General features: G+C 61.8%; 31 protein-coding genes. 16 read left to right on the top strand and 15 right to left on the bottom strand.

All coding sequences use genetic code 11. From position 1 onward, the window contains the following. Positions 1 to 642 (top strand): TolC family protein (locus BR71_RS15605; RefSeq protein ID WP_043639458.1); only part of this gene is annotated, 642 nt, incomplete at its 5' end. Between the two features lie 67 nt (positions 643 to 709). Here the strand turns inward: BR71_RS15605 and BR71_RS15600 are convergent. The 12 genes from BR71_RS15600 to BR71_RS15545 form a co-directional block, all read right to left on the bottom strand. Further along, entirely contained in the window at positions 710 to 946 is a 237-nt protein-coding gene (locus tag BR71_RS15600) for a tail fiber assembly protein (RefSeq protein WP_052370667.1), read from the bottom strand. A 2-nt stretch (positions 947 to 948) separates the two neighbouring features. After that, the gene (locus BR71_RS15595) at positions 949 to 1,587 is read right to left on the bottom strand and encodes a hypothetical protein (RefSeq protein ID WP_043639455.1); all 639 of its coding nucleotides are present in this window, start codon (positions 1,585 to 1,587) and stop codon (positions 949 to 951) included. A gap of 252 nt (positions 1,588 to 1,839) precedes the next feature. After that, positions 1,840 to 2,112: a hypothetical protein gene (locus BR71_RS15590; protein WP_205422962.1), complete on the bottom strand. Its 273-nt coding sequence runs from the start codon at positions 2,110 to 2,112 to the stop codon at positions 1,840 to 1,842. Positions 2,113 to 2,125: 13 nt separating this feature from the next. Beyond that, the gene (locus BR71_RS15585) at positions 2,126 to 2,926 is read right to left on the bottom strand and encodes a hypothetical protein (RefSeq protein WP_043639452.1); all 801 of its coding nucleotides are present in this window, start codon (positions 2,924 to 2,926) and stop codon (positions 2,126 to 2,128) included. 194 nt (positions 2,927 to 3,120) lie between these two features. Then, positions 3,121 to 3,807: a phage tail-collar fiber domain-containing protein gene (locus BR71_RS15580; RefSeq protein WP_043639449.1), complete on the bottom strand. Its 687-nt coding sequence runs from the start codon at positions 3,805 to 3,807 to the stop codon at positions 3,121 to 3,123. Beyond that, positions 3,804 to 4,460: a phage tail protein I gene (locus BR71_RS15575; protein WP_052051867.1), complete on the bottom strand. Its 657-nt coding sequence runs from the start codon at positions 4,458 to 4,460 to the stop codon at positions 3,804 to 3,806. Before BR71_RS15575 ends, BR71_RS15580 begins: the two co-directional genes overlap by 4 nt. Next, positions 4,453 to 5,598 carry a baseplate assembly protein gene (locus tag BR71_RS15570; RefSeq protein ID WP_043639445.1) on the bottom strand — a complete coding sequence of 382 codons (1,146 nt, stop codon included), beginning with the start codon at positions 5,596 to 5,598 and terminating at the stop codon, positions 4,453 to 4,455. Before BR71_RS15570 ends, BR71_RS15575 begins: the two co-directional genes overlap by 8 nt. A gap of 106 nt (positions 5,599 to 5,704) precedes the next feature. Beyond that, positions 5,705 to 6,292, bottom strand: coding sequence for a hypothetical protein (locus BR71_RS15565; RefSeq protein ID WP_156039003.1), 588 nt, complete (start codon positions 6,290 to 6,292; stop codon positions 5,705 to 5,707). Between the two features lie 29 nt (positions 6,293 to 6,321). Next, complete coding sequence (locus tag BR71_RS23030; protein WP_052370664.1) at positions 6,322 to 7,878, bottom strand: phage tail protein; 1,557 nt, start codon at positions 7,876 to 7,878, stop codon at positions 6,322 to 6,324. A 30-nt stretch (positions 7,879 to 7,908) separates the two neighbouring features. Next, positions 7,909 to 8,538, bottom strand: coding sequence for a phage tail protein I (locus BR71_RS15555; protein ID WP_043639442.1), 630 nt, complete (start codon positions 8,536 to 8,538; stop codon positions 7,909 to 7,911). Then, the gene (locus BR71_RS15550) at positions 8,535 to 8,918 is read right to left on the bottom strand and encodes a GPW/gp25 family protein (protein ID WP_043589406.1); all 384 of its coding nucleotides are present in this window, start codon (positions 8,916 to 8,918) and stop codon (positions 8,535 to 8,537) included. Before BR71_RS15550 ends, BR71_RS15555 begins: the two co-directional genes overlap by 4 nt. Before the next feature lie 333 nt (positions 8,919 to 9,251). Beyond that, positions 9,252 to 10,064, bottom strand: coding sequence for a nucleotidyltransferase domain-containing protein (locus tag BR71_RS15545; RefSeq protein WP_052370662.1), 813 nt, complete (start codon positions 10,062 to 10,064; stop codon positions 9,252 to 9,254). A 215-nt stretch (positions 10,065 to 10,279) separates the two neighbouring features. Here BR71_RS15545 and BR71_RS15540 point away from each other — a divergent pair, with 215 nt between their 5' ends. The 11 genes from BR71_RS15540 to BR71_RS15490 all read left to right on the top strand — a co-directional run bounded on the left by BR71_RS15540 (position 10,280) and on the right by BR71_RS15490 (position 21,322). After that, positions 10,280 to 12,262: a methyl-accepting chemotaxis protein gene (locus tag BR71_RS15540; protein WP_052370660.1), complete on the top strand. Its 1,983-nt coding sequence runs from the start codon at positions 10,280 to 10,282 to the stop codon at positions 12,260 to 12,262. 148 nt (positions 12,263 to 12,410) lie between these two features. Further along, positions 12,411 to 12,788: a DoxX family protein gene (locus tag BR71_RS15535; protein ID WP_043639439.1), complete on the top strand. Its 378-nt coding sequence runs from the start codon at positions 12,411 to 12,413 to the stop codon at positions 12,786 to 12,788. Between the two features lie 110 nt (positions 12,789 to 12,898). Then, positions 12,899 to 13,378, top strand: a complete 480-nt coding sequence (locus BR71_RS15530; protein WP_043639436.1) for a nuclear transport factor 2 family protein — start codon at positions 12,899 to 12,901, stop codon at positions 13,376 to 13,378. 95 nt (positions 13,379 to 13,473) lie between these two features. Beyond that, entirely contained in the window at positions 13,474 to 14,124 is a 651-nt protein-coding gene (locus BR71_RS15525) for an MBL fold metallo-hydrolase (protein ID WP_043639433.1), read from the top strand. A gap of 6 nt (positions 14,125 to 14,130) precedes the next feature. Further along, positions 14,131 to 14,463 carry an MGMT family protein gene (locus BR71_RS15520; protein WP_043639430.1) on the top strand — a complete coding sequence of 111 codons (333 nt, stop codon included), beginning with the start codon at positions 14,131 to 14,133 and terminating at the stop codon, positions 14,461 to 14,463. 191 nt (positions 14,464 to 14,654) lie between these two features. Then, on the top strand, positions 14,655 to 15,437 hold the full coding sequence (locus BR71_RS15515) for an outer membrane protein OmpK (protein ID WP_052370659.1): 783 nt from the start codon (positions 14,655 to 14,657) through the stop codon (positions 15,435 to 15,437). A gap of 230 nt (positions 15,438 to 15,667) precedes the next feature. After that, positions 15,668 to 17,689, top strand: a complete 2,022-nt coding sequence (locus BR71_RS15510; protein ID WP_043639427.1) for an NADPH-dependent 2,4-dienoyl-CoA reductase — start codon at positions 15,668 to 15,670, stop codon at positions 17,687 to 17,689. Between the two features lie 384 nt (positions 17,690 to 18,073). Beyond that, positions 18,074 to 18,808, top strand: a complete 735-nt coding sequence (locus tag BR71_RS15505) for a GntR family transcriptional regulator (protein ID WP_196783821.1) — start codon at positions 18,074 to 18,076, stop codon at positions 18,806 to 18,808. Positions 18,809 to 18,884: 76 nt separating this feature from the next. Then, entirely contained in the window at positions 18,885 to 20,153 is a 1,269-nt protein-coding gene (locus tag BR71_RS15500) for an MFS transporter (RefSeq protein WP_052370657.1), read from the top strand. A 39-nt stretch (positions 20,154 to 20,192) separates the two neighbouring features. Next, complete coding sequence (locus BR71_RS15495) at positions 20,193 to 20,456, top strand: hypothetical protein (RefSeq protein WP_043639420.1); 264 nt, start codon at positions 20,193 to 20,195, stop codon at positions 20,454 to 20,456. An 11-nt stretch (positions 20,457 to 20,467) separates the two neighbouring features. Further along, positions 20,468 to 21,322, top strand: a complete 855-nt coding sequence (locus BR71_RS15490) for an amidohydrolase family protein (RefSeq protein WP_052370655.1) — start codon at positions 20,468 to 20,470, stop codon at positions 21,320 to 21,322. On the opposite strand, the gene BR71_RS15485 is transcribed toward BR71_RS15490, so the two are convergent. Beyond that, the gene (locus BR71_RS15485; RefSeq protein ID WP_043639416.1) at positions 21,276 to 21,647 is read right to left on the bottom strand and encodes a cupin domain-containing protein; all 372 of its coding nucleotides are present in this window, start codon (positions 21,645 to 21,647) and stop codon (positions 21,276 to 21,278) included. The two genes, BR71_RS15490 and BR71_RS15485, sit on opposite strands and share 47 nt — an antisense overlap. 391 nt (positions 21,648 to 22,038) lie before the next feature. Here BR71_RS15485 and BR71_RS15480 point away from each other — a divergent pair, with 391 nt between their 5' ends. Both BR71_RS15480 and BR71_RS15470 read left to right on the top strand, forming a co-directional pair. Further along, entirely contained in the window at positions 22,039 to 22,836 is a 798-nt protein-coding gene (locus tag BR71_RS15480) for a hypothetical protein (protein WP_043639413.1), read from the top strand. Between the two features lie 390 nt (positions 22,837 to 23,226). Further along, on the top strand, positions 23,227 to 23,511 hold the full coding sequence (locus BR71_RS15470; protein ID WP_143330286.1) for a hypothetical protein: 285 nt from the start codon (positions 23,227 to 23,229) through the stop codon (positions 23,509 to 23,511). Between the two features lie 71 nt (positions 23,512 to 23,582). Here the strand turns inward: BR71_RS15470 and thiE are convergent, their stop codons facing one another. Beyond that, complete coding sequence (gene thiE / locus BR71_RS15465) at positions 23,583 to 24,209, bottom strand: thiamine phosphate synthase (RefSeq protein WP_043639405.1); 627 nt, start codon at positions 24,207 to 24,209, stop codon at positions 23,583 to 23,585. Beyond that, positions 24,193 to 25,035 (bottom strand): bifunctional hydroxymethylpyrimidine kinase/phosphomethylpyrimidine kinase, encoded by an 843-nt coding sequence (gene thiD, locus BR71_RS15460; RefSeq protein ID WP_043639402.1) that lies wholly within the window; start codon positions 25,033 to 25,035, stop codon positions 24,193 to 24,195. The genes thiE and thiD overlap by 17 nt, the downstream gene beginning before the upstream one ends. Before the next feature lie 108 nt (positions 25,036 to 25,143). Here thiD and BR71_RS15455 point away from each other — a divergent pair, with 108 nt between their 5' ends. Both BR71_RS15455 and BR71_RS15450 read left to right on the top strand, forming a co-directional pair. Then, on the top strand, positions 25,144 to 25,308 hold the full coding sequence (locus BR71_RS15455) for a rubredoxin (protein WP_039756174.1): 165 nt from the start codon (positions 25,144 to 25,146) through the stop codon (positions 25,306 to 25,308). Positions 25,309 to 25,396: 88 nt separating this feature from the next. Beyond that, complete coding sequence (locus BR71_RS15450) at positions 25,397 to 26,215, top strand: M48 family metallopeptidase (protein WP_043639399.1); 819 nt, start codon at positions 25,397 to 25,399, stop codon at positions 26,213 to 26,215. Position 26,216 lies beyond the last annotated feature (1 nt).

The following is a 26,216-nucleotide window of genomic DNA, read 5'->3' as shown; positions in this document are numbered from 1 at the left end:
GGCATCCAGCGCGGCCAAAGCCTGGACGCGCTGTCCGCGCCGCCGGAAGTGCCGGCGGGCCTGTCCTCCAGCTTGCTGGAGCGTCGGCCGGACATCGCCGCCAGCGAGCAGCAGTTGATCGCCGCCAACGCCCGCATCGGCGTGGCGCGCGCGGCTTATTTCCCCAGCATCAGCCTGAGCGGGGCGCTGGGTTCGCAAAGCCTGTCGCTGGACACGCTGTTCACCGGCCCGACGCGGACCTGGAGCTTCGTCGGCAACCTGGCGGCGCCGGTGTTCAACTTTGGCCAGACCGGCTACGCGGTGGACGCGGCCAATGCGCGGCAGAAGCAGGCGCTGGCGCAGTACCAAAAGACGGTGCAGAGCGCGTTCAAGGACGCGCTGGACGCCTTGTCCGGCTACAGCGCGGCGCGGGACATCCAGGCGGCGCAGACCACGCAGTTCCAGGCCTTGAACAAATCGCTGCGCCTGGCGAACCTGCGTTACGACAACGGCTACGCCAGCTATCTGGACGTGCTGGACGCGCAACGCAACAGCTTCCAGGCGGAACTGGGCCTGGCCAGCGCCAAGCTGGACCAACTCAACGCGGTGGTGGGCCTGTACAAGGCGCTGGGCGGCGGTTGGGAAACACCGGCCAAGTCTTGATCCGCGGCAGCAAACGACAAACCCCGCCTTGGCGGGGTTTTTTTGTTACCTATCTATCTCGCTAAGCTCAGGCTGGCCGTACCGGCCAAGTAACATGCTTGATATCCGTAATGGCTTCCGGCAAATCTCTCAACTTTTGACGATACGCTTGCCATGCAGCCTTTTGCTCGGAGCTCAGTGCCGCATCCTGCATTTGCGTCCAATCACACTCTCGCAACAGCATAGTACGCCGCATGCGTAAGTCCATCAGCAAACCCCGCTCAATATACTGCATTACTACTTGATCCAATTGAACCTGTTCCATTGTCACGCACCTCGCAAATAACCGTTAGCAACCATAGCTCCAGACACTCCTTGGAGAGCATCCAGCCTCACTACATACTGTGGACTGGGATGGTCATACACGACATTTCCTGTCTCTTGGCTAAACACTTCAATGATCGCAGGCACGGAAGTCGTCACATTATAATGACGCGCTCCCAACAGCCAGACAACAGCCTTCATGTCATGCGCCGTAATTCCGAAATCAGCAACAGGAGGCAATTTTTCGAATAACCCGGCTTTATAAGAGTATGCCTGAGGATACAATAGAGGAGGAATGCCGCCCCACTCACCATTGACGCCACACAGGTGTAGAAACATCGCCCCATTAAATTTTTCGTATTTATCGCTATCTTCATGAGTATAGCGCGCGATAAATATATCCATTGCCTTGCGGCTTGGCAGACTGATTACAACTGGATACCAGTGATCTGCCACCCCTCCCACTGCAATCGTCTGAGTTGCAATACTTGCAAACTCTTGCCGCGCACCATTTCGCCAATCTTCCATTTGCTGAATCTTGACATCAACACGCCGATCAATATCGGCGATCTTACCGTTCACCGTACCGGTCAGCGCGTTCGACGCTTTTACCAGTTCCGCGATATTGCTTTCCAAGCTCATCATGCTCTCCAATGGTTCATCACAGAGTGGATTGAATTAAATTCAACCATGTATTCATTCACCGCCCTTCCGGCGTGAACGGCTTCAGCGCTGACATGGAGAGATTGTGTCAGTTATGGAAAGCAAGGGCTTTTAAACCGCGTTAGCAAAAAAAGCGAAAACCGCGCCCATGATGTGGAAGCGCGGTTCATTCTGACTTAGCCAAGCCATTTGCTTAGCTCGGCATACCGTGCACGGCACGCCGGCTTAATATTATGGCTTGATTTTTTCCAGCTCAGCACTAGTAGCTGAGCTTTGATTGCTCCAAGCTCGGCAGGCATCGATGAAAGCACTCATTTTCTTGCGTTCATCTTCCGAGCCGGTCCGCAACACATTCAACTGCACATGCACGGGGTAATGACGATGAATATAAGCGGCGCAAGTATCGCGAGCCCAGACCACGGCTGGCCGTTCCAGCCCTTTCTCCGTCACGATCAAGCCAATATCGTCCTGCACATCGGAATAAAATTTCATTTCAGTACTCATATCACCTCCTGATTTAACGATTGCTGTTATTGATATTGGCAAATACGCCGCCGAGACCGCTGATCGTGCTATTACCGATCACATCTATGACCGGATCAAAAATATTATAGAGTTGCGGCAAACGAAGCTCGGGATTCCATACCCCCGGAATAATTTGTGGCAATGCCAGATAAAGCTGATCACCTACTTGAGCATTGGACAAAGCAATATCGACATGGGTATAAGCCCCAGCGTGAGCTGATAGAAAATGATGAGTAGCCTGATTCCAAACTCCTTTTTTACTGTTATCCATCCAGTTCCAGTCTCCTTGACCAATCACCTTGTGATACAGCGCCACACTGGTAAAAGCCCCCATCTTGACGTGCTGATAGGGAACAAAAAAAACATAGGGACCGAAGCCATCGCTAACTTTCTTCACAGTCAAATGCAGGATATTGAAACTGCCGGAAAAGTGCCGGTCATCGCTCTTCATATACTGCAATAACTCGCGAACGATGGGCGGGCGGGATGTCGGTTCCTCTCCCGAATTCACTGGAATCAAGGCCGCATCAAACTTGCCCCAAAAATCTCCGCCAGCATGAACACCCAGGGCCAGCGGTAATTTCTTGTCGCCCTCACCGCCCACAGCCGTCATCTTGGCGTTGAAGTTCACGGCGATAGCCGGATGCTCATTCCAATGACTGGTTCTCCAATTATTCAGCTCGGTGATTTTCTGACCGACTTTCTGATCGATTTCACCGATCTTTCCATGAACGGCATCGGTCAAACCATTGGCCGACTTCACCAACTCGGCGATATTGCTCTCCAAACTCATAACGCTCTCCTTAAGGTCTTACCGCGATACATGGCCTTGACGGCCATTCAAAACAAGACGTCCCCAGGCCTCAGCCTAGAAACGGAAACACATAGAAATGGGGAAGTGCCGGAAGCGGCGCGGGAAATACAGGAGTGACTACGGGGACGACCATGTCGGCCAGGGGAAATGGGGCTGCGACGCAGCCCCGGCACTCAAGCGCCCAGACGTTGTTTGACGAACAAATGCTGCATGCTGACGATGGCCGCGGCATTGGCGGTGGCCAGCTCCAGACCGGAGCGTTTATCGGCGGCATGCTCCTGTTCCAGCGCTTGGCTGCGGTTTTGCAAGGTGGCCACTTGCGGCTCCAGCGCCTGCAAACGCGCGTCCTGCGCGCGGATGCGCTCGTCGCGCCCCAGGCCGCGGTTGGCTTCGCCGATCTGAGCCGCCGCCAGTTCCGCCAGTTCGCTGGCCAGGCTCAGATTGAGGCCGGCGCCGCTGGACTGGATGGTGACGCTGTCCGGTGGCAACGCGTTCAAGGCCAGGTCATAGGCCAGCAGCAATTGCACATCGGCGGCCTTGTAGGCCAGCGCCGCCTTCGGGTCGGACCAGACCGCCAGCAAGGTGCCGTCCGCCAGGATGAAACCGATCTCGCGCACCCAGAACGCCTTGACGTCGTCGGCGATGGCGGTCAGGTGGATCTGGGTATTGCCCAGCCGTTCACCACCGGCGATGGGGTAGCGCGCCTGTTCGCTGCGCAAGGCGGTCTGGCCCTGAGTCGGCGCGTAAGCACCGTCGCCCAAGGCGATGTGGGTGATCTGCGCGGACACGCCGTCATTGCTGGCGCGCCAGATTGCGGCCAGGCCGGCCGCGGTGATAAGAGGTGCTAAGGGGGTGCTCACAACGATGCCTCCATGGTGACGTGAACCACGCTATAAATTTGCGCGGCGGATGAAAGAGCCAGCGGCTGCAACGGCGCCAGCCGCATCGGCGCGGCCTCGGCGCTACGGCGGATCAACGCACGCGCCTGAGCGGCCGATGCCAAGCCCAAGCGGCCGTTGAAACGCGCGCCCAATTTGAAGCGGTAGGTACTCCGCGCCGGCTTGGCCAGTTCCACCATGCGCCGCAAGCGGCGATAGAGATCGGGGTTGAGTAAGGCCTGGCCGGGCAGCAAATTGTCGTTCGCCCAAGCGGTCAGCTCGAAGGTGTAGGGCGCGGCCGGCGGCTGACGCTGCCACCACTCCTCCAGTTCCACCGTCACGCCGAGGATGCGGAACACTTCGCGCAATGCCCAGGGCGTGCCCTTGTGGCGATGCAGTTCTATGCTCTGCTTGATCAGATCTCGGCGTTGCTGTTCGCTCTGGGTCAGCAGCCAACCTTCGTCGCCGTCAATATGGAATTGCTCGGCGAGCAAGGGCAGCAGCTCCGGCTTGGCCGCGTCCACTAGATAAACCAACAGGCCGCCTGGATCGATATCGCCCAGCCGTTCGCTCAGCCGGGCCAGCGGACCAAAACGCGCGTCGCGCGCCAGCAGATTAGGGGTCACGTCAGCCATCCTGGCCTCCCGTCATTTCCAGTTGGATGTCGGTACAGTGCGACCAGCCCTGTGGCGGCACCACTTGGGTGGCGGCCGGCTCCAGCAGGGTCACTTGGTAAACGCCGGGCACCGATAGGGTAGCGATCAGCTGCGACGGCACGATGTCGCGGCCCAGCCGCTCCGCCTGCGCCTGCACGAAGGCGCCGACAGCCGCCTGCGCCTGCTGCTGCACGGTTTTAGGATCGACATCGCGATACGGCGTCAGCCGCGCGCGTACCCGGTAGCCATAATCCTCCGGCGCCAGCACCTCCACCAGATCCGTCAGCGGCCGCACCCGGTCTGCGCTGCACGCGGCGGCCACCACGCTGAGCAGACTGTCAGGCGGCATGCCGGTCTTGGTCAGCGGGTACAAGCGCACCACGCCGGGCGGCACCTGGTTGGCACTTTTCAGTTCGCCGTTCTGCTGTTGCAGACTGGCGCTGATCACCGCCACATCGGCGATGTCCTGATGAGCGCGCAACGCGTGGTGACGATAGGAGGCGGCGCTGCCGGCCACGCTGAAGGACTCCGGCGCCAGTCGGATCCGCGCGCGCAAGCGCTCGTCGTCCTCCGCGTCGGCGCCGCCGGCGCTGGTATCGATATTGACCACGCTAGCGTCCACCTCCAGTTCATCCACCAAAGTGTTGATCTGGCCCGGCACGAAGCCATTGCCCGCGGCCCCCGCCTCCGTCGCGCTGACAGGCAGGTCAATACTGGTGCTGCCGGCCGGCGCGATCTGGCTGGCCAGGGTCTGGAACTGCACGCCGCCGCCGGCCACCAGGGTCTGCGCCGGGATCACCTGCGCCAGCGCCAGCGGCTGGGCGAAAGCAATGCGCACCGTACAGCGCGCGTGCTGGGCCGGCAGCCGGCTGACGCCGACCAGCTCGCCCAGGTAGTCCAGCATCGGCGCGCGGGCGAAAGCCACCAGGTTTTGGCGGCCGGCATCGTTGAAAGCGGCTCGAACCACGCTTTCGCGATAGGCGATCAGATCGATCAGCAAACGCTCCACCTGGCCGGGGTAGAGCGTCTTGCCGCTCATTTTCTGGTAGGCGTCGATCAGCTCGGCGGTGACGAGATGCGGGTCGTCATCGATGAACTTGGGCAAGTCTGGGGTCATGGGAGAACGTCCTTGAATGGAGCGCGGCGGCCTGGCGCGGCCGTCGCGGGGCGCAGAAGAGAAAGCGGATGACGACATGATCCGCCATCATGCCGCCGGCCGGCTTTTAAAGCCGTTTGGAAAAGAACTTGAACAGACCGCCGGCGCGGCCGGCTTCGGCCTCCGGCGCAGCAGCGGCAAAGTCTCCCGCAGCCAGTTGCAGCAGTTGGGACACCGCCTCGTAGGTAGCCGTGCGCGCCGCCGTCTCGTCCGAAGCCTGACGCACCGCTTCCTTGCCCTTCAGTCGCGCGTCGCGGATTGCGTACAACGCCTGTTCGCAGGCCGCCGCCTTGGCCAGAATGCTGTCCGCCGCCTGCTGGCCGTCCCAGCCCTTGGCCTCGGCCCAGGAACGCACCGCCGGCGGCGCCTCGCCCTTGTAGCCGGCGTCCTTGAACGCCTGCGCCTCGGCGGCGGCGCGCTGGTATTCGGCTAGGTTAGGCTCACTGCCCAAGGTTACGCTGCGGGTGGTATCTGCAGCGGCATCAATCTCTCGCAGCAACTGTTCTTGCAACTCCGCCAGTGAAAATTGCGGTGTCGGTTGATTGCCTTGCTGCAGCCAGAGTTCATACTCATCCCACCAGCGGTGACCTTTAGGAATATAGGCCCCATCGACAACTCGAATCACTCCATCCGACTGCTTGGTTAAACGATACATGGCATTCACTTTCACCCCCTATCGATTAATTAAATCTCAGCATCCGCCACCCAATGACAGGCAATCCAATTAATACTTGGACTAACTGGGGGAATCACATTTACAAACCTGGTAGAACTGGATTTAACCGCCGGAATCACGCCATTTCCATTACTCGTAGTCATTCTATCAACCGCACCTAAACCGTCATAAATCACAATAGCCGGCTCAATCCGTTTCTCTACCATAAACGGGATAGTCATATTAATTTGCTTGTCACCCAAATTGCCGACATTCAAATGAAACATCTTGCTAAAGATAGCCGGCGCGAAAGCGGAATCGGCCCCATAGTTTTTAGCGGGAAAGTCATTTAACGGATAGCTTTTCTCAAAATACCGCTGACACAAAGTCAACTCCTCGCCAAAGCCACGGTACTCGAACGGCGTCGCCACTGGGCTCTCCTCCAACTGCACCTGCGCAATATCGAAAATGCCGGTTTGCGCGCCGGTCATCGCATTCAGGGCCGGGTAGGCATCGCTGTACGACACCCCAAGAAAAACTGCCAGAGAGGCCTCGTTCCCCGGTTCGCGCCCCTGCAAGCTAGGAGAGGAAAAAGAGAAGACAAAGCGTTGCCAACGGGTCGTCAACTCCACCGGGCTTGCCTCCAGCGCCCTGATCTTGTCGGATGCGGCTGGCGGCCTCTTCAACCACTGTTCAACATAGGCCACCATCTTGCGCGGCTGATCCGCCTTGGCCCAGAAGCTCAGCGTCATACGCTTGCCGGTGAAACGCCGCAGGTTTTCCACCGGCTGACACACCTGGCAGTACTCGTTGGCCTTGCTGGCCGGCGGCTTGCTCAGCGTCAGACGCATGAAGTTCGTCGTCGCTCCCAAGGTTTCGGTCTCGGCGATACTGGCCGCCATCCGCGACAAGGTCGCGCCGCCAAGCGGGCCGCCGCCCAAATCCAGAAGCCAACGGTCCACCGAGCCATAACCGCCCACTGTCTGACTGGCGCCGCGCTGCCACACGTCGAAACCTCCATTGATCAGCACATTGCGTCGGTAGGCCTGAGCCGGAAAGGTTTGCAGAGGGTGGAAATCACGCGGCTTGGCATCCCGCTTCGCCAGCTCCTCTGCGATGCGCTGATCCACCGCGGAGCGCGTCGCCAATACCACGCTGGGGTCCACCAGCAGCGTCACCGCCGCGGTGTTGGACACTTCCAGAATCATCCGGACATAAAGCTGCTTGTTTGAACCGGCCGCCAGCAGCGGCTTGTAGCTCTCCGGGAATTTGCCGATGGCGATCAGATCGCCGCGGCTATCGAACAGACCCACCTCGCGGATGTAAAAGCCGCCCACGGTATCCGGCAACACCGCTTCCGCCACCACCCAGTTGGGGTTGTTCGGATCCACCGCCAAGTGGTTGAGCGCGCCGCGCCAGGTTTCATGTTTGAGCGCGGTCTGGCTCTCGCTGGGCGTGTAATACCCGCCGTTGTCGCCGTCGCCCACCGCCATCTGGCTGATCTGCAGCGGCGCGCCGTTTGCTTGCGCCGCCGCCAGCTTGGCCTTGCCGCTGGCGGTGAGAAGCGTGAAAAACTCATTAGCCATCGATTGCTCCTGGGAAAGGTTCTAAGGGGCTCATGCTGCGGGATAAAGCGTGACCGTCTCCACGCTGGCATGCGCCAGCGCCGCGTTCAAACTGGCGCGCTGTTGAAGTGATTCGGGCTGAAACGGATAAACTGTGGCCAGTTCGCCCACCTGAGTGGCCAGCGCCAACATTGGCACAGCGCTGCGGTTGCTCAGCACCAGTGCCAGCCGTTCCAGCACCGAGCGGGCGTTCTTGTATTCGTTGATCATCGCCTCCAGCGCCGTTAGCGTGGCGGCGTCGATGCCGCGCGCGGCCAGATCGATCCGGATCTTGAAGTGATAAGGTTTTCCGGCGTATTCGAACCATTCGCTGATCTGACCAGACAGCGCCAGCGTGGCCAGCACCTGCTGCAAAGACCAGCGCGTGCCCTTGCTGCGGTGCAGATGGATGGACTGCTTGATCAGCTCGCGCTGCTGGCGCTCACCCTGGCTCAGCCGCCAGCCTTCGTCGCCGGCGACGTGGAACTGCTCGGCCAGCGCCGGCAGCCAGCCGGCATCCACCTGATCCACCAGGTAGACCAGCAGCGTGCTCAAATCGGCGTCGCCCAAACGGGTAGTGAGCTGTGCCAGGTGGCCGAAACGCTCGTCATTGGCCAGGATATTGGGCGCCGTCCCGCTCATAGCCGCAGCTCCGTTTCGCGGATCACGCCGTCGGCCAGACGCCACTGCACGGTGAGCCGCGCGTCGCCGTTGCCGCCTACGCTGTAGAGCACCCGCGCCACGGCGACGCGCGGTTCGCCGTACAAGGGGTGGCTAATCGCCTCCACCGCCTCGCGCACCACATGCGGCCGGGCGCGGTCTACCGGGTAGTCCAGGTAACGGAACAAATCGCTGCCAAACTCCGGCCGCAGCGGATCGCTGCCCTTGGGCGTGCCCAGGATGATGCGCAAGGCCTGATGGATGTCGTCGAGGTTCTCGACGATGTCAGCGGGGGATGCCTGATCGCGGGCCTGCAAGGCCGGCTGCCAGTGCAAGGAGGAGATGTCGGATATGCGGGTCATGGGCCTATGATGCCGCAGGGCCCGCCACAGGGCTTTTAAAGCAGGTGAGGGAAACAATTGAATGGCAAGGAAAAATCATCCGCCACCGCCAAATGCGGCGCAAACCTTGCCTCCCTCGACCCGCTCGGCAACAATCGCCACGTTGCCGCACACGGGATTGGCGTCTGCTGATCTACTTAGCCATTTGGCAGGCGCATGGTGGACTATACGCGCCACTCTCTTTTGTAGGGCGGGGCGCAGTCAGACGCGGCCACCCCCTCACGGCCTTTAGAACCTATTCAAAGTCTGCTGCGCGTCGGAGACACGGCGCCGAAAACCAAGGCCTCCGCCGATTCAAACACCGCAAGCCAAACGTACTTGCTCCAGTAAAGCGTCCGCCCGCGCCCAGTCGCTGTGGCGGTTCGGTCGCGCCGCGGCTTCGTAAGCCCTCATTTCCCGCTCAATATAATCGTGCAGGCCCGGCGTGGCCGGGCCGTACTCGGGCGCGCCGCCGGCGGACTTCAAAGCCAACAAGCCGGCCAACTCGTCACGCAACCGGATGTCATCCAAAGTCTGGTCGGCCAGTTCCCCCAGCCGCAGCGGCGGCATGCTGCGCCAGCGCAGCAGCCATTGCGCCGCCAGCAGGGGCCGCAGCACGTACAAGTATTTTTTCAGCCGCAGTTGCTGTTCGCGCTTGCGGCCGCGATAGTTCTTGCGCGCCGCCGACAGATAATGCCAGTAGGCGGCATCGCCGGCGAAGTGCTCTTGGCCCAGATTTCGCAAAAGCCGACAGGCCGCCGGGTGCTGGCGGTAGACCTGCGGCGAGGCCAGCCACTCCATCAACGCGGCGTTGCCGCCCAGAGTCAGCCGCAACGCCTTGCGCAGCTCCCAGCCGCTAATATCCAAGCCGTCGGCCAGCGGCAGTTCGATCACGTCGCGCTGGCCGCCTGCCTCGTACCACTCCGCCGCTTGCAGGTAGACGAAGCGCACGTCGTAATCGCTGTCCGGCGCGTTGTAGCCCCAGCAGCGGCTGCCGCCTTCGGCCGCGTAAAGGATGCGCACGCCGTGCTGCGCCTCCACTTGTTCCAGCCGCGCCAGGGCTAGCCTCCGCGGAGCCTCCGCCTGACGCTCCGCGCGTTCCGGGCGGGCGTGTGCTTCCGTCGGCACTGTTCAACTCTCCCCATATCGTCGCGGCGCGCCAGGCTGCGGCCCGCCGATTACAAAATTTCCCTTTACCCCGCGGAAGCTATTTAATACAAAGGCGGTATGCCGTTGGAAACCGACGCCGCCGGCGGGCCCACACCATAATAACCGGGCCGGGAGCCGGCGTCCGCTCGCAATGGCTTTTGGGGAAGAACACATATGAAGCGATGGGGACAACCATGATCACCACCATCAAGGGCAAGATTCTGGCCAGTTCCGGCCTGCTGATCCTGATCGGTTTTTGCGTGCTGGCCGGCGTCAATATCTACGCGAGTTATCAAAACGCGGAGAAAGCGGTGCTGGACAACGCCAAACTGCTGGCCGAAAGCGAGGCCGGCCAGGTGCAGCGCTTGCTGGGCAAGACTTACGATTCGGCCCAGGTCGTGGCCGAATCCGCAGTGGCGGTCAAACACAATCTGCCACCCAACGCCCGCCAACTGCTATCCGACATCGTGAAGGGCCAATTGCCCAATAACCCGGACGCGGTCGGCTACTGGGCCATCTGGGAGCCCAACGCGCTGGACGGCCGCGATGCGGAGCTGGCCGGCAAGGAGCATAACGACAAGACCGGGCGCAGCGGCGTCTACTGGTATCGCAAGAGCGGCAAGATAGACGTGGTGTGGGGCGGCGAGGGGGTGGACGACAGCGCCTACTACACCGAGCCGCGCAAGACCGGCAAGCCGATGTTGACCGAGCCTTACGTGGACCCGGACATCAAGATCCTGATGGGCACCATTTCCTTTCCCCTTCTGGTCAACGGCAAGGTGCTGGGCGTGGCCGGTTGCGATATCGCGCTTGGTCATTTGCAGGAGCTGGCGGCCAAGGTCAAGCCTTACCAGAGCGGCTTCATGAGCTTGTATTCCAACAGCGGCGTTCAACTGGCCGGCCGCGATCCGGCGTTGAACGGCAAGGCGGACGCCGGCCTGCCGGCCACGGCCAAGACGGCGATCAAAAGCGGTCAGCCGGCGGAGTACGACAGCGACGACGGCTTCCGCCACTTCATCATGCCCATCACCGTGGGCGAGGCCGGCATGCCGTGGGCGGTGCGGATTTCCATACCTCTGAGCGAAGCTTTCGCCCCAGTACGCGCCGCCAGTTGGCAGTCGGCCTTGATCAGCCTGGGCATTCTGGCGCTGATCCTGTTGCTGCTGGGCGCCACGCTCAGTCAGTTGCTGCGCCCGTTGGGCCGGCTACAGTCCGCAATGAGCGAGCTGGCCTCCGGCAGCGGCGATCTGACCCGCGCGCTGCCCATCGCCAGCCGCGACGAAATCGGCCTGGCCGCCGGTGCCTTCAATACCTTCACCGGCTCGCTGCGCACGATGATGCTGGACGTGCGCCGCCACGCCGGCGATGTGCTGGGTTCGGTGCGTCAGCTGTCCGGCGATGTGGATCAGATTCGAGGCAGCTCCGCGCGGCAGTCCGAGGCGGCTAATGCCACCGCCGCCAGCGTGGAGCAGATGTCGGTCAGCGTCAGCCACATCGCGGAGTCGGCGCGAGTGGCGGAACAACGCGCGCGCGAGGCGGGCTCGCTGTCCAGCGAGGCCTCGGCCAATGTCGACGCCACGGTGCGCGAGATCGGCCGCATTTCCCAGACGGTGCGCGAGCTGGCCGAGGTGCTGGGCGGCATGCAGCAACGCTCGGACCAGATCAGCGGCATCGTGTCGGTGATCCGCGACATCGCCGACCAAACCAATCTCTTGGCCTTGAACGCGGCGATCGAGGCCGCGCGCGCCGGCGAGATGGGCCGCGGCTTCGCCGTGGTGGCCGATGAAGTGCGCAAGCTGGCCGAGCGCACCTCGCAGGCCACGCTGGAAATCTCCGGCGTGATCCAGACCATGCAGCAGGACACCGCCAAAGCCTCCGACAGCATGGACGGCGCGCTGCGCCAAGTGGACCAGGGGGTAAAACTGGCCGAGGAATCCGCGCAATCGATCCAGCAGATCAGCGGCCACGCCCAGCAAGTGGTGGAATCCGTGGGCGACATCGCCTCCTCCACCGCCGAACAGTCCAGCGCCAGTCAGGAAATCGCCCGCCATATCGAGAGCATTCACGGTATGTTGCTGCAGACCGACGAATCCATCAGCCAGGCGCAGCAGGCCACCGCCTTGCTCGCGCGCTTGGGCGATGAACTGGATTCGCTGATCGGGAAGTTCAAGCTGTAGCCGCGGCTTGATCGGATTTTTTGATCGACTCTTGCGGTTTTTTGCGCTTTTTTCGCGCCGCGCCTATCCGTATAGTCCGTTCATGGCCAGCCGCCCTCCGCGGCCGGCGTCATCAACCAAAGCCGGCGCGCCGGCAGGAGAACGCAAGATGGATAAATGGATCACATTGCTTGCCCGCGTGCTGCTGGCGCAGGTGTTCTTTCTGGCCGGCATCGGCAAGCTAGGCGCGGGCTATGCCGCCACTCAGGGTTATATGGCCGCGATGGGCGTGCCCGGATTTTTGCTGCCGCTGGTGATCGCCTTGGAAATCGGCGGCGGCTTGGCCTTGGCGCTAGGCGTGAAAGCGCGCTGGGTAGCGCTGCTGCTAGCGGGTTTCTCCGTCGCCTCGGCGCTGCTCTTCCACCTGGAGCCGGGCAATAGCCAGCAAATGATCCAGCTGACCAAGAACCTGGCCATGGCCGGCGGCTTGCTGATGGTGTTCGCCCATGGCGCGGGCAAACTGTCCTGGGACGGCCGAAAAGGCTAACCGCCGCGGCTTAAGCCCCAAACGCGGCGCAGCTCGCGCCTGCGTCGCCACATTCAAAATTCATACAATCCAAGCCGATCTCCACCTTCGCCCAAGGGAAATCCATCTCGATGAAACCGCACTGGATGATAAGCGGCCTCGCCGCTCTGAGCTTCAGCCTAAGCGCCGCGTTGAGTTATTCCACGCCGCTCGTCGCCCCCGCCGTCGCAATGCAGCGGGCAAGCAGCAATAAGCAACTGGTGGTCGATTTCTACAACCAGTTTTTCAACCAGCACGACTTGAGCGCGGCGGACCGCTATATCGGCGACCGGTACATTCAACACAACCCCAGCGTCAAAGACGGCAAGCAAGCTTTTGTCGATACATTCGCTGATCGCTTCAAACAAGCGCCTGAGCGCCGCAGCACCATCATCCGCGCCATTGCCGAAGACGATCTGGTGGTGCTGCATGTGCACAGCGTCAACGACGCCAAAGACCGAGGCCGAGCGCTGGTCGACATCTTCCGCGTGGAGAACAACAAGATTGTGGAGCACTGGGACGTGATCCAGCCGGTACCGGACACAAGCGCCAGCGGCAACAGCATGTTCTGACACCGCCCGGAGGCCCGCGCCATCATGGCCGGACCTCTCCTCATCCGCGCCGACTCATGCCACAATCCAGGCATCCCCATTGAACCGAGCGCGCCATGTCCCTGCACTTCCACGTGATTCCAGTCACGCCGTTTGCCCAGAACTGTTCCATCCTGTGGTGCGACGCCAGCGGTCGCGCCGCCGTGGTGGACGCCGGCGGCGATATCGAGCGCATCGCCGACTGGATCTCCCGCCAAAACCTGACGGTGGAAAAACTGCTGCTGACCCACGGCCACATCGACCACGCCGGCGGAGCCGCGCGGCTGGCGGAACAACTGGGCGTAAAGATAGAAGGCCCGCAACGCGCGGAAAGCTTCTGGCTGGACCAATTGCCGCAGCAAGGCCATATGTTCGGCTTTCCGCGCAGCGAGGCGCTGACGCCGGATCGCTGGCTGGAGGAAGGCGACACCGTCAGCGTGGGCGAGGAAACGCTGAATGTGATCCACTGCCCCGGCCACACGCCGGGCCACGTGGTGTTCCACAGCGCCGGTGCGCGGCTGCTGATTGCCGGCGATGTGCTGTTCCAAGGTTCGATCGGCCGCACCGACTTTCCAATGGGCAATCACCAACAGTTGATCGATGCCATTCAGCAAAAGCTGTTCCTGTTGCCGGACGACACCACCGTGGTGCCTGGCCACGGTCCCTTGACCACCATCGGCGAGGAAAAGCGCAGTAACCCCTATGTCGCCAACCCTCGCTACCGCTGAATCTCGATGCCGCCCGACTTTGATCGCAGGGTGATCGCGCTGTTGCTGGCGCTGCCGCCAGGCCGGGTCACCACCTACGGCGCCTTGGCGGAACAGGCCGGCTATCCTCGCCATTCGCGCCATGTCGGCCGCTTGCTCAGCCACCTGCCGGACGGCGTCAGCGTGCCCTGGTTTAGGGTGCTGGGTTCCGGCGGGCGCATCTCGCGGCCCGGCAGCGAGCAGGCCGACTGGCAGCGCTTGTTGCTGGAGGAGGACGGAGTGGAATTGAGCGCCGCCGGCAAGGTGGATTTACGGCGCTACGGCTGGCCGGACACGCACTTTTGTAGCAAAAAACTGTAGTTCCACAACATTTAATGTTTCACGCAAAATATCTACAGCTAAAAATACATCGCATTTACATAAAATGACAAAAATGCGACAAGCGCATTGTAAATACTTTGCAAACGAATATTTCTGAGCTAGTCTGCGCCCGCGCCGACAGGTCTGTCCGCGCGCACTACACGCTACACGCACAATATTCTGGTGAAACAATGAAAACTCGCAATCTGCTGCTGGCCCTGGCTCTGGTGGGCGGCTGTACCGTGGCGCAAGCCGGTGATTACTCCTTCGGCAATGTCAGCTTCAACCAGCTGAACTGGTCGCCGAGCACTCTGGATCGCACGCAAGCCGGCCCCTTCGGCGCTAAGCGCAACTTCCAGTACCTGGAAGCCGAAGGCGGCATCGGCCGTTCCTGGGGCGATGTTTACGGCTTCTTCGATCTGGAAAACTGGAACCGTAACGACAAGGAAATGCCGGCTGGCGATCGTCGCTACACCACCAAGGTAGTTGCGCGTTTCAATTTGGCGGAAGTCGGCGGCGTGCCGGTCAAGCTGTACACCCACGTATACGACACCCGTGGCCACAATTTCTTTGACCAGAACCGCGTAGTGGGCCTGGGCACCGACCTGAGCTTCGGCAAAGTCTGGTTCAAGCCTTTCCTGGGCTTCCATCAGGAACTGAAATATGGTGTCGGCGCCAATATGAACGGCTATATGGCCGGTTATGTCGCCGGTTTCGACTTCACCGCCTTCGGCCAGCCGTTCTCGGTGACCCAATGGCATGAAACCGAATTCGACCGCGCCAAGGAATACACCACCCTGGCCACCCCGAACGGCGTGAGCGAGCGCCGCACCGGCCAGAACGGCGCCATCGGCCTGTGGTGGACCCCGGTCAAATCCATGACCGCCGGTCTGCAGTACCGCTACGCCGTCAACAAGCTGGGCGTGGCCGGCAATGAGAACGCCATCATCTATTCGCTGAAATACAACTTCTAAGCCCTGCTGGCCTGAAGACAAAAGCCACCCTCCGCGGTGGCTTTTTGCATGTCCGTCGCGCTCCGCGCCCACTATGCCCCCAAGGCCGATTGACACCTTACTTACTAGTAAGTATCTTCAACGCCAACACTGGCAAGTCCAAGCAATCAAACACTTGCCCGCCGCGCTGGCGCCGGACGGCGGCCGCGGCCACAATGATCTGCGCGAGAAATCCACACGAGGACGAAAACATGACGGCATACCCGCACCTGCTGGCTCCGCTGGACCTGGGCTTCACCACGCTGAAAAACCGCGTGCTGATGGGCTCGATGCACACCGGCCTGGAAGAAGCCCCGCAAGGTTTTGAGAAGATGGCGGCCTTTTACGCGGAGCGCGCCCGCGGCGGCGTGGGCTTGATCGTGACCGGCGGCGTCGGCCCGAATCCTGAAGGCTGTGTCGCCGAGGGCGCCTCGATGCTGGCCGACGATGCCGAGGTCCCTCACCACAAGCTGGTGACCGACGCCGTGCACGCCGCCGGCGGCAAGATCGCACTGCAGATCCTGCACTCCGGCCGCTACAGCTTCCAGGAAAAATGCGTATCCGCTTCTCCGCTGATCGCGCCGATCAACTTCTACAAGCCGCGCGAGTTGTCCGATGCCGACATCTGGCAAACCATCGCCGATTTCGCCCGTTGCGCGCAGCTGGCGCAACAGGCCGGCTACGACGGCGTCGAAGTGATGGGCTCGGAAGGCTATCTGATCAACCAATTCATCGCCCGCGCGACCAACAAGCGCAGCGACGACTGGGGCGGCAGCTTTGAAAACCGCATCCGCTTCGCCATCGAAACCGTCAAAGCGGTGCGTGCCGCGGTGGGCAGCGACTTCATCATCATCTACCGGCTGTCCATGCTGGACCTGGTGCAGGATGGCAGCTCCTGGGACGAGGTGGCGCAGTTGGCCGGAGAGATCGAAAAGGCCGGCGCCACGCTGATCAACACCGGCATCGGCTGGCATGAGGCGCGGGTGCCCACCATCGCCACCATGGTGCCGCGCGGCGGCTTCGCCTGGGTCACCAAGAAGCTGATGGGCAAGGTGAAGATTCCGCTGATCACCACCAACCGCATCAACACGCCGGAAGTGGCCGAAAAGATCCTGGCCGAGGGCTGCGCCGACATGGTGTCGATGGCGCGTCCCTTCCTGGCGGACCCGGACTTCGTCAACAAGGCCGCAGCCGGCCGCGGCGATGAAATCAACACCTGTATCGGCTGCAACCAGGCCTGTCTGGACCACATATTCCAGGGCAAGCTGACCAGCTGCCTGGTCAATCCGCGCGCCTGCCGCGAAACCGAGCTGAACTACGAGAAAACCGCTCAGGCCAAAAAACTGGCGGTCGTTGGCGCCGGTCCGGCCGGCCTGGCCTTCGCCACCGTCGCGGCGGAACGCGGCCATCAGGTAACGCTGTTTGACGCCGCGGCGGAAATCGGCGGCCAGTTCAATGTGGCCAAGCGCATCCCCGGCAAGGAGGAATTCTACGAAACCCTGCGTTACTTCAAGCGCAAGCTGGAGCAGACCGGGGTGGAACAGCGGCTGAACACCCGCGTGGCGGCGGAGGATCTCGCCGGTTTCGACGAGGTGGTGCTGGCCACCGGCATCGCCCCGCGCACGCCCGAGATTCCCGGCGTGGACCACCCCAAAGTGCTCAACTATCTGGACGTGCTCAAGCACGGCAAACCGGTGGGCAAGCGTGTCGCCATCATCGGCGCCGGCGGCATCGGCTTCGATACCGCGGAATTCCTGACCCACGAGGGCAAGTCCAGCTCGCTGGACACTGCCGCCTTCATGCGCGAATGGGGCGTGGACATGGAAGTGGAGCATCCGGGCGGCCTCAGCCCTCAAGGACCGCAGCCGCACCCCAGCCCGCGCGAGGTGTACCTGTTGCAGCGCAAAACCAGCAAGGTGGGCGAAGGGCTGGGCAAGACCACCGGCTGGATTCACCGCGCCAGCCTGCAGATGAAACGGGTGCGCATGCTGTCCGGCGTCAGCTACGACAAAATAGACGACGCCGGCCTGCACATCACGGTCAAAGGCGAAGCCCAACTGCTGCCGGTGGACAATGTGATCATCTGTGCCGGCCAGGACCCGCTGCGCGAGCTGCAGGCGCCGTTGCAGGCCGCCGGCAAGAGCGTGCATCTGATAGGCGGCGCCGACGTGGCGGCAGAACTGGATGCCAAACGGGCGATTGATCAAGGTTCGCGCCTCGCCGCCAGCATCTGACCGCCCTCCCTCGCCCGGCCCAGCCATGCCATAAAGGCATGGCCGCCGGCGCGCGGCCAGCCACTCAGCAGCCGTTCAAAGTCTGCTGCGCGTCGTGAGGCGTGACACGGTACATGGCATCTTCGAAATGCTCATGTACCCCCAGACATTCCGCTTTCTCAGCCGTTTTCGCCCTGCCTCTCTCTTGCCCACGAGGCTTTGAACAGATTCTCAAGCCCGGCATCGCCGGGACTGTCCGCCGTCTTCCCGTCCCGCCCCCGCGTCTTCACGCAGAAACACCGTCCTTTAGTACAGATTTGGCCTGATAAAACGTTTTAGCTCTTGTTTGGCGTTCATTAATTTGTCATCGTTGCGGCCATCAAATTAATTCATATATATGACCATATGACAGACATGCGTCAGGCGGATCTTCGCCTGCCCCTGTACCAGCAAGTGCGTGACGCTTTGGCCCGCGACATCGCCAACCGGGTGTGGAAACCCGGTGAGGCCATCCCCACCGAAGCGGAGCTGGTGGGACGCTTCCACACGTCCATCGGCACCATCCGCAAAGCGGTGGACCAATTGGTGGCCGACGAGATGGTGGAACGCCGTCAGGGCAAAGGCACCTTTATCAAACCGGCCAACTTCCAATCCTCGCTGCTGCGCTTTTTCCGCTTTCACGACGCGGCGGGCAATTACCGCATCCCTGAAGCAAAGATCCTGCACCGCGAGCAACTGACGCCGCCGCCGGCCATTGCCGACAGTCTGCAACTTTCTCCAGGCGGGCAGGCCATCCATCTGACCCGCTTGCGCTACCTGGACCGCGAGCCGCTGCTGGCCGAATCGATCTGGCTGCCGGCGACGCGATTCCAGGCTCTGCTGGCGATTCCTTTGCCCAGCTTCGGCGACCTGCTGTATCCGCTGTATGAGGATTGCTGTCACCAGGTGGTGGCCTCCGCGCGCGAAACCTTGACCGCGGAAGCCATCGCCCCGCCGCACGCCGAACTGCTGCAACTCGCGCCCGGCACTCCAGCCATCGTGCTGGAACGCCTGGCCAAGGCTTACGACGGCAGCCCGCTGGAATGGCGCAGCGTGCGCGGCCGCGCCGACAAGTTCCGTTACCAGGCGGACATCCGCTGATTCCGCGCCGCCCGCGCCATGGCAGTGGCGCAAGGCGGCGCATCGACAATAAGCAAGAACCATAAAGGGCAGCATCATGTTGCATTGGTATAAGCAGGTCTCGCCGGGCGAACGCAAAACCTTCTGGGGCTGTTTCGGAGGCTGGGCGCTGGACGCGCTGGACGTGCAAATGTTCAGCCTGGCCATTCCGGCGCTGATCGCCGCCTTCAGCCTGAGCAAGGCTGAAGCCGGGATGATAGGCAGCGTGACTCTGGTGGCGTCGGCGCTGGGCGGCTGGATCATGGGCGCGGTATCGGACCGCATCGGCAGAGTGTTGGCGCTGCAAATCACCATTATCTGGTTCTCGCTGTTTACCTTGCTGTCCGGCTTCGCTCAAAACTACGAACAATTGCTGGTGTTCAAGGCGCTGCAGGGCTTCGGCTTCGGCGGCGAGTGGGCCGCCGGCGCGGTCTTGATGGCGGAGATCATTCGGCCGGAGCACCGCGGCAAGGCGATGGCCTCGGTGCAAAGCGCCTGGGCGGTGGGCTGGGGCGCTTCGGTGCTGCTTTACTCGGCGATCTTCCTGCTGTTCCCGGCGGAGATCGCCTGGCGCGTGATGTTCGGCATCGGCATCCTGCCTGCCTTCTTCATCATCTATATCCGCCGCCATATCCCGGAGCCGCCGCGCAGCGAACGCAAGGCCGCGCCCACGGTGCCCCTGCTGGATATTTTCAAGCCAGGCGTGCTGCGCATGACTCTGATTGGAGCCTTGATCGGCGTCGGCGCGCACGGTGGTTACGCCGCGCTGATGACCTGGTTGCCGATGTTCCTCAAGACCGAGCGCCATTTGTCCATTCTCGGCACCAGCGGCTATCTGGCGGTAATCATCGTCGCCTTTTGGTGCGGCTGCATGGCCAGCGCCTACCTGCTGGACCGCATCGGCCGCCGCCTCAACCTGCTGCTGTTCTCAGTCTGCTGCGTGGCCACGGTGCTGATCTACGTGTTTGCGCCGCTGAGCAATCCGATGATGCTGTTTCTGGGCTTCCCGCTGGGTTTCTTCGCCGCCGGCATCCCCTCCAGCCTGGGCGCGCTGTTCAATGAAATCTACCCCACTGGCATGCGCGGCGCCGGCGTGGGCTTCTGCTACAACTTCGGCCGCATCCTCTCCGCCGGTTTTCCCTTGCTGGTGGGTTATCTGAGCGACGGCTGGACCTTGGGCGCCTCCATCGGCGTCAGCGCCGCGATTGCCTATTCCATCGTTGCGCTGGCCGTGTTCTGCCTGCCGGAGACCAAGGGCAAGCCGCTGAATGATGCGCAGCCGGACCCGCGCGGGCCGGAACCCCGCAACGCCCGCGCTCCGGCCTGAACGGCAAACGCGCCATTTCATCGAAATTGTGAGGTCACCATGGCATTAGACGAAATCGCCAACCAGATCACCGATGACGAGTTCGCCCTGGACACCATCCAGGGTGAGCGAGTCATCATCACCTCGCCCATCATCCTGGGCACGGCCGGCAGTGAATGGGAGGGCTCGCCGATTTTCCGGCGCGATTACCTGCTCGCCCTCTTGTCCCACAGCATCCGGCATAAAGTGCTGAACGCCGCCGACATCGACGCGGCGCTGGGCCTGAGCGCGGCGCGCGACGCCGCCTGTCAGGCCTGCGGCTGAACCCGGCGCCGATGATAGACGGGCACGCCCATATCTTCCTGCGCCGGCAGATCGGCGCCGCCCCGCTGCGCTACAAGCCCTACCGGGACGCGCCCTTGCAGGCCTATCTGGCGCAACTGGACCAATTTGGCATAACCGGCGGCGTGCTGGTGCAACCCAGCTTTCTGGGCAACGACAACCGTTATCTGTTGCAGGGCCTACGCGAGAGCGAGGGCCGGCTGCGCGGCATCGCGGTGATAGCGCCGGACTGCCCGCTGCCGGCCATGCGCGCCATGGACGACGCCGGCGTCGTCGGCCTGCGGCTCAATCTGATCGGCCGCCCGCTGCCGGACCTGAATTCACCGGCGTGGCGCCGCTGTCTGGCGCATGCCGCCAGCCTGGACTGGCAAGTGGAGGTGCACCGCGCGGCGCAGGATTGGCCTCTCTTGCTTCCGCCGCTGCTGGACGCCGGGGTCAAGGTGGTCATCGACCACTTCGGCAGGCCGCATCCTGCGCTGGGGGTGGACGATCCCGGCTTCCGGCGCATGCTGGACGCCGGCGCGGCCAGCGGCCGCATCTGGGTCAAAATCTCCGCGGCCTATCGCAACGGCCTGGCCGGACGCGGCGAGGACATCGCACGCGCCGCGCTGCCGTTGCTGGACAGCGCGCTGGGACCGGGGCGCTTGCTGTGGGGCAGCGATTGGCCTCATACCCAGTTCGGCTCCATCCGCTACGCCCGTACATTGGAACTACTGGAACAATGGCTTCCCGACATGGAGCGCCGCCGACGCATCACCCACGACACCCCTGCCGAGCTGTTCCGCTTTGATGCGCCGCCCGCTACAGAAAATGTCGATCGTCCGCTAGGTGGCTGGCCGGACAGCTGAACATCAACACCAGCGGCGCGACGCCGGTATTGCTCAGTTGATGCTGGGTATTGGCCGGCACCACGAAGGAACTCTGCTCCGCAACGGCCTGGGTCCGCGCCGCTCCGGTCGCCACATCCACCAGCCTCATCTCCCCGCGGCCGCTGACGATATGGTAATGCTCGTCGCCGTGGCGATGATAATGTCCGTTGATCGCCACGCCGGGAGCGATTTCGGTTAAATAAGTGCTGAAGCCGGCATCGCCGGCCAATTTCAAAATCTTGATGCCCACGCTCTTGTCGTAAACGCCGTTTTCAAGCTCCAACTTCCAATCAATCACCTTCATGACATTCCTAACAAACTGTAAATTCGGACAAAAGAACGGTTAAACGCGATCAATTATTTCAAATCTGCTCGCATTTCTCTCGGTCTCCGCGCACTTTAATCCTTTAGTACAGTTAATCAAGGCCAAACGGCCATTCGCATTGACACTATCGAAACAAAAAATCTATAAGTGCCCAACTTAGAGCCTGTTCAAAGCTTAGAGAACAAGAGCGAGACAAGGCGAAAACGGCTAAGAAAGCGGCATGCACAGGTAGTACACCAGCATTTCGAAGACGGCACGCATCGCACACGGTCTCTAGCGACTCACAGCAGATCGTAAGGCGCAGCCAACGCGGCAGCGAGGCTAGCGCGGCGCACCCTTACATTACAAACCTCCGCACCAGGCGTACACTATGGACTATCAGCTCGTATCCCCTGAACACTTCTCCGAAGAACAAAGCGAATTCGTGGCTCAGTTCCGCCAATCCGTTTCCCAGATCTCCTGCCAAACCGACATGATCGTCGGCGCAAAAGACGTCAACTCCCGCCATCTGGCATCCAGCGACGCCTACGCCAGGATCGTTGCGCTTAAACGTGGAGATGATGTAGTGGACCGTCTGGATAAGGAAATGCCCTGCGAAGGCACTGCCCAGTTCGCCGATTGCTATGTACAGGAAGACTTGGCTCTGATGAGGGCCTGCGACCCTACACGCAAAGTCTCCATTCTCAACGTGCATGAATACGGGGACGGCCTCAAGGCGCGGGTGTTCTCCAAGCACCTGCTCAAGCACGAGGCGACGCGCTCCATTCTGGGCACCATCTACTACGCTCATGAAATTGAAATCGCCAACTTCATTAATCTGATGCCCAATTACATTTTGGAATTCGGCGCCGGCTGCAGCATAGAGCAAGTACAAGGCGAATTGAAACTGCTTGATGTGGAATTGACGGAGTACGAACAGGAAGTCTGCTTCCTGATGTTGCTGAACTGGGACTTCAAGCAAATAGCCGACTTCATGAACAAATATCGCCCCAAGCCTAAAACCCGTGTGGCGGATTCTATTATCAAGAGCAAGAACTATATTTGCGAAAAACTGGGCTTGCCCACTCAGCGGCGCGCTGAATTATGCGACGCGCTGATTGCCGCCGGCATGCACCGAAAAATGCCGACATCGCTTTTCAGCCGGCTGATCGGCTCCAAGCAATTGTGATCGCCAACGGGGCATTCTCCATTTTTCTGGAGTTACCCCATAAGCATAAAAACGCTATGCTCTGAGCCTGGAGCGGTAAGCCGCGCAACCGGACTGCCATCCCAATACCGGCATCGCCGCTCCAATCACGCGGCACACCTGAGCGGCTGAAGCATCCCGCCAGCCCGCGCTCTCCAGCGCGACGCTGCGGCGCATTATCAAGATGCGGGCCGCTCGACAAAAAAATACTTGAAACGCCGCCAGGCCCCCTGCGCAACACAAACCGCGACTTCCGTCATGCGCGCCGCCTCAAACGGCCGCGCCGGCAACGCGACGCCAGGGAGCTGTCGCGGCGGCCATTTCAGGATCAACGCGGGCCAAAGAGAAACCATGATGCGACAGGAGTCAGCAATGAGCATACGCGCCTTGAATTATGGCAAGCATTCTGCAAGATCGTTATCGGGAATCGCCAGAAACGTGGAAGCCTTCGCGCTGGACACGATAGAAGGCGAACGCGTGATCATCACCCTGCCCGCCATCCAAGGCGCGCAAGGCAGCGAATGGGAAGGTTCCTTGATTTTCCGGCACGACTACTTGCTTGAGCTGTTGGCTTACAGCGTGGAGCACGGCATCATCAAGCCCGGCGAGGTCAGCAAGGCTTTGATTGACGGCAGTTCGCGACCCAGCCAAATCTAAAATCGCGAACAGGCACCAAACCAGAACCAGAGCATTATCAAACCGCCGCGCCATGCGCGGCGGTTTTGCTTTCAGCGTCCGCTCCGGCGGCAAATTTCCGCCAGTTCCAAGGCGGCTCCAGCCGGATCCGCCGCGCCGAACACGCCGCTTATCACCGCGATCGCGTCCGCGCCGGCCGCCAGCACCTGTCCAGCGTTGCCCGCATCAATGCCTCCTATCGCCACCAAGGGCGCGCCCAAGCCTCGCGCCTCGGCAAACAGCCGCAGCCCCGCGCGCGTCGCGTCCGGCTTGGTGCCGGACGGAAACACCGCGCCGAAGGCGACGTAACTGGCGCCGGCCGCCACCGCCCGCCGCGCCCGCTCCAGGCTGTCGTAGCAAGACGCGCCTATCAACGCGCCTGCGCCCAACCGCCGCCGCGCCGCGCTCAAGGCGGCATCGTCTCGTCCCAGGTGCACGCCATCCGCGCCAACGCGCGCCGCCAGCTCCACATCGTCGTTGACGATGAAAACCACGCCGTGGCGCCGACACAGCTCGGCCAGCGCCCGCGCCTGCTCCAGACGCAAAGCCGCGTTAGGACTCTTGTTGCGGTATTGCAGAATATCGATGTGCGGCGCAGCCGCCTGCGCCAGGCTCAACAGCCGCGCGCTGTCCTCGGTGTCCGGCGTGATCGCGTACAGTCCCTTAAGCCTGGCCGGCATCGTCATCCTCGTCGTCGCCGCGCGCCCAGAACATGCGGTCCGGCAAGAACTGCCCCATGCCGGGCCGGAAGCCGTTCAGCAAGGCTTGATAGGTGTACTCCTGCGCTTCTCTCACCGCTTCCGGCAACAACAGGCCGGTGGCCAGCATGCCCGCAATGGCCGAGGCCAGCGTGCAACCGGAGCCATGGTAACTGCCCGGCAATCGTTCCCAGGAATCGGAACGCACCAGGCCGCCGGGGCCGTACAGCTGGTTGACCACTTCCTTGGTGTTTTCGTGAGTGCCGGTGATCAGCAGATGCGGGCAACCCAGCGCCAGGATGCGCTGCGCGCACTGTTCCAAGGTCAGGTCTTCGTCCTCGTCCGCGTCGTTGCTGGCGATGCGCCGCGCTTCAATGCTGTTGGGCGTCAGGATGGACACCTGCGGAATCAACATGTCGCGCATCGCCGCGATCAAGTCCTCGTCGGCCAACTCGTGGCCGCCGCCGCTGGCCAGCACCGGGTCCAATACCACCGGGATGTCAGGGTAGTCGGCAATCAGCTGCGCCACTACCGCCACGTTCTCCACACTGCCCAGCATGCCTATCTTGAAAGCGGTGACCGGGATGTCTTCCATCAGAAAACGCGCTTGGTCATTGACCCAGTCCGCGTCCAACACCATAAAGTCATTGATGCCGACGGTATCCTGCACCGTAATCGCGGTGATCACCGACAAAGGATGGCATCCCAGGCTGGCTAGCGTCAGAATGTCGGCCTGGATGCCGGCGCCGCCGGAAGGGTCCGAGCCCGCCAGGGTAAGGACCACGGGAGGAGTGGGCTGAGTGGTCAAGACTGAAACCTCTTAGTTCTGTATAGGGTCGGAGCGGCCGGCGGGCGCATTGTCAGTCTCGCGGACCACTCTTAGAATAACTGTTTTACTCGATCACAAGGTGATGCGATGCGTACTTGGATGTGTCTGATCTGCGGCTTTATCTACGACGAGGAAGCCGGCCGTCCGGAGGATGGTATCCCGCCGGGCACCAAGTGGGAAGACATTCCGCCCAACTGGACTTGCCCCGATTGCGACGCGCGCAAGGACGATTTCGAAATGGTGGAAATCTGAGCCGGCTCAACCCGTGCCCGCCGCGATATCCCGCCGCGCCGCCGCTCGCCAGTCAAACGGAGCCGGGCGCTCAAGAGGCCATACCGCAATGAAAAGTTTCTGGAGTAAAACCCTGGCCGGCCTGCTGGCCGCTGCCGCCCTCGCCGGCTGTGCCCAGGTCAACACCACCCAGGGCGGCGCCGTCGGCGTCAGCCGCGGCCAAACCATGCTGCTGTCCAGCCAGGAAGTGGAGCAGATGTCGGCCAAGTCCTACGCCCAGCAGTTGGGCAAGGCGCGCGCCGCCGGCCAGCTCAACACCGACGCGGCGATGACAGCGCGGGTGCGCAAGATCTCCCAGCGCCTGATCGCCCAAGCGCCGGTATTCCGCCCCGACGCCGCCAAATGGCGCTGGGAAGTCAATGTGATGCGCAATGACGAACCCAACGCCTACGCGATGGCAGGCGGCAAGATCATGGTCTACTCCGGTCTGATCACCAAGCTCAAGCTGAGCGACGCCGAACTGGCCGCCGTCATCGGCCACGAAATCTCGCACGCGCTGCGCGAGCACTCGCGCGAGAGCATGAGCCAGGCCTACGCGCAGCAAGTGGGCCTGTCCCTGGTGGGCGCGGTGGCCGGGCTCAAGCAGAACCAGATGGACATGGCCGCGATGGCCGCCGACGTGGCGCTGTCAAAACCCAACAGCCGCACCATGGAGTCCGAAGCCGACATCATGGGCCTGGAATTGATGGCGCGCGCCGGCTACGACCCCAACGCCGCGGTGAATGTCTGGAACAAGATGATGGCGGCGGGCAATAGCGGCGGCGCCGAATTCCTGTCCACCCACCCGTCCGGCCCCACCCGCATCCGCGACCTGCAACAGCGCATTCCGCAAGTGATGCCGCTGTATCAGGCGGCTAAAAAAACCTGAA

This window comes from Chromobacterium haemolyticum DSM 19808, from assembly GCF_000711885.1.
Classification (GTDB): Bacteria; Pseudomonadota; Gammaproteobacteria; order Burkholderiales; family Chromobacteriaceae; genus Chromobacterium; species Chromobacterium haemolyticum.
This window is presented reverse-complemented; position numbering and strand designations above follow the sequence as displayed.

Excerpts from the sequence above, each read along its gene's own strand:
- BR71_RS15600 (WP_052370667.1), bottom strand. The coding sequence starts at position 946 with ATGGAACAGGTTCAATTGGATCAAGTAGTAATGCAGTATATTGAGCGG.
- BR71_RS15595 (WP_043639455.1), bottom strand. The coding sequence starts at position 1,587 with ATGAGCTTGGAAAGCAATATCGCGGAACTGGTAAAAGCGTCGAACGCG.
- BR71_RS15590 (WP_205422962.1), bottom strand. The coding sequence starts at position 2,112 with ATGAGTACTGAAATGAAATTTTATTCCGATGTGCAGGACGATATTGGC.
- BR71_RS15585 (WP_043639452.1), bottom strand. The coding sequence starts at position 2,926 with ATGAGTTTGGAGAGCAATATCGCCGAGTTGGTGAAGTCGGCCAATGGT.
- BR71_RS15575 (WP_052051867.1), bottom strand. The coding sequence starts at position 4,460 with ATGGCTGACGTGACCCCTAATCTGCTGGCGCGCGACGCGCGTTTTGGT.
- BR71_RS15570 (WP_043639445.1), bottom strand. The coding sequence starts at position 5,598 with ATGACCCCAGACTTGCCCAAGTTCATCGATGACGACCCGCATCTCGTC.
- BR71_RS15565 (WP_156039003.1), bottom strand. The coding sequence starts at position 6,292 with ATGTATCGTTTAACCAAGCAGTCGGATGGAGTGATTCGAGTTGTCGAT.
- BR71_RS23030 (WP_052370664.1), bottom strand. The coding sequence starts at position 7,878 with ATGGCTAATGAGTTTTTCACGCTTCTCACCGCCAGCGGCAAGGCCAAG.
- BR71_RS15555 (WP_043639442.1), bottom strand. The coding sequence starts at position 8,538 with ATGAGCGGGACGGCGCCCAATATCCTGGCCAATGACGAGCGTTTCGGC.
- BR71_RS15550 (WP_043589406.1), bottom strand. The coding sequence starts at position 8,918 with ATGACCCGCATATCCGACATCTCCTCCTTGCACTGGCAGCCGGCCTTG.
- BR71_RS15540 (WP_052370660.1), top strand. The coding sequence starts at position 10,280 with ATGATCACCACCATCAAGGGCAAGATTCTGGCCAGTTCCGGCCTGCTG.
- BR71_RS15535 (WP_043639439.1), top strand. The coding sequence starts at position 12,411 with ATGGATAAATGGATCACATTGCTTGCCCGCGTGCTGCTGGCGCAGGTG.
- BR71_RS15530 (WP_043639436.1), top strand. The coding sequence starts at position 12,899 with ATGAAACCGCACTGGATGATAAGCGGCCTCGCCGCTCTGAGCTTCAGC.
- BR71_RS15525 (WP_043639433.1), top strand. The coding sequence starts at position 13,474 with ATGTCCCTGCACTTCCACGTGATTCCAGTCACGCCGTTTGCCCAGAAC.
- BR71_RS15520 (WP_043639430.1), top strand. The coding sequence starts at position 14,131 with ATGCCGCCCGACTTTGATCGCAGGGTGATCGCGCTGTTGCTGGCGCTG.
- BR71_RS15515 (WP_052370659.1), top strand. The coding sequence starts at position 14,655 with ATGAAAACTCGCAATCTGCTGCTGGCCCTGGCTCTGGTGGGCGGCTGT.
- BR71_RS15510 (WP_043639427.1), top strand. The coding sequence starts at position 15,668 with ATGACGGCATACCCGCACCTGCTGGCTCCGCTGGACCTGGGCTTCACC.
- BR71_RS15505 (WP_196783821.1), top strand. The coding sequence starts at position 18,074 with ATGACAGACATGCGTCAGGCGGATCTTCGCCTGCCCCTGTACCAGCAA.
- BR71_RS15500 (WP_052370657.1), top strand. The coding sequence starts at position 18,885 with ATGTTGCATTGGTATAAGCAGGTCTCGCCGGGCGAACGCAAAACCTTC.
- BR71_RS15495 (WP_043639420.1), top strand. The coding sequence starts at position 20,193 with ATGGCATTAGACGAAATCGCCAACCAGATCACCGATGACGAGTTCGCC.
- BR71_RS15490 (WP_052370655.1), top strand. The coding sequence starts at position 20,468 with ATGATAGACGGGCACGCCCATATCTTCCTGCGCCGGCAGATCGGCGCC.
- BR71_RS15485 (WP_043639416.1), bottom strand. The coding sequence starts at position 21,647 with ATGAAGGTGATTGATTGGAAGTTGGAGCTTGAAAACGGCGTTTACGAC.
- BR71_RS15480 (WP_043639413.1), top strand. The coding sequence starts at position 22,039 with ATGGACTATCAGCTCGTATCCCCTGAACACTTCTCCGAAGAACAAAGC.
- BR71_RS15470 (WP_143330286.1), top strand. The coding sequence starts at position 23,227 with ATGAGCATACGCGCCTTGAATTATGGCAAGCATTCTGCAAGATCGTTA.
- thiE (WP_043639405.1), bottom strand. The coding sequence starts at position 24,209 with ATGCCGGCCAGGCTTAAGGGACTGTACGCGATCACGCCGGACACCGAG.
- BR71_RS15455 (WP_039756174.1), top strand. The coding sequence starts at position 25,144 with ATGCGTACTTGGATGTGTCTGATCTGCGGCTTTATCTACGACGAGGAA.
- BR71_RS15450 (WP_043639399.1), top strand. The coding sequence starts at position 25,397 with ATGAAAAGTTTCTGGAGTAAAACCCTGGCCGGCCTGCTGGCCGCTGCC.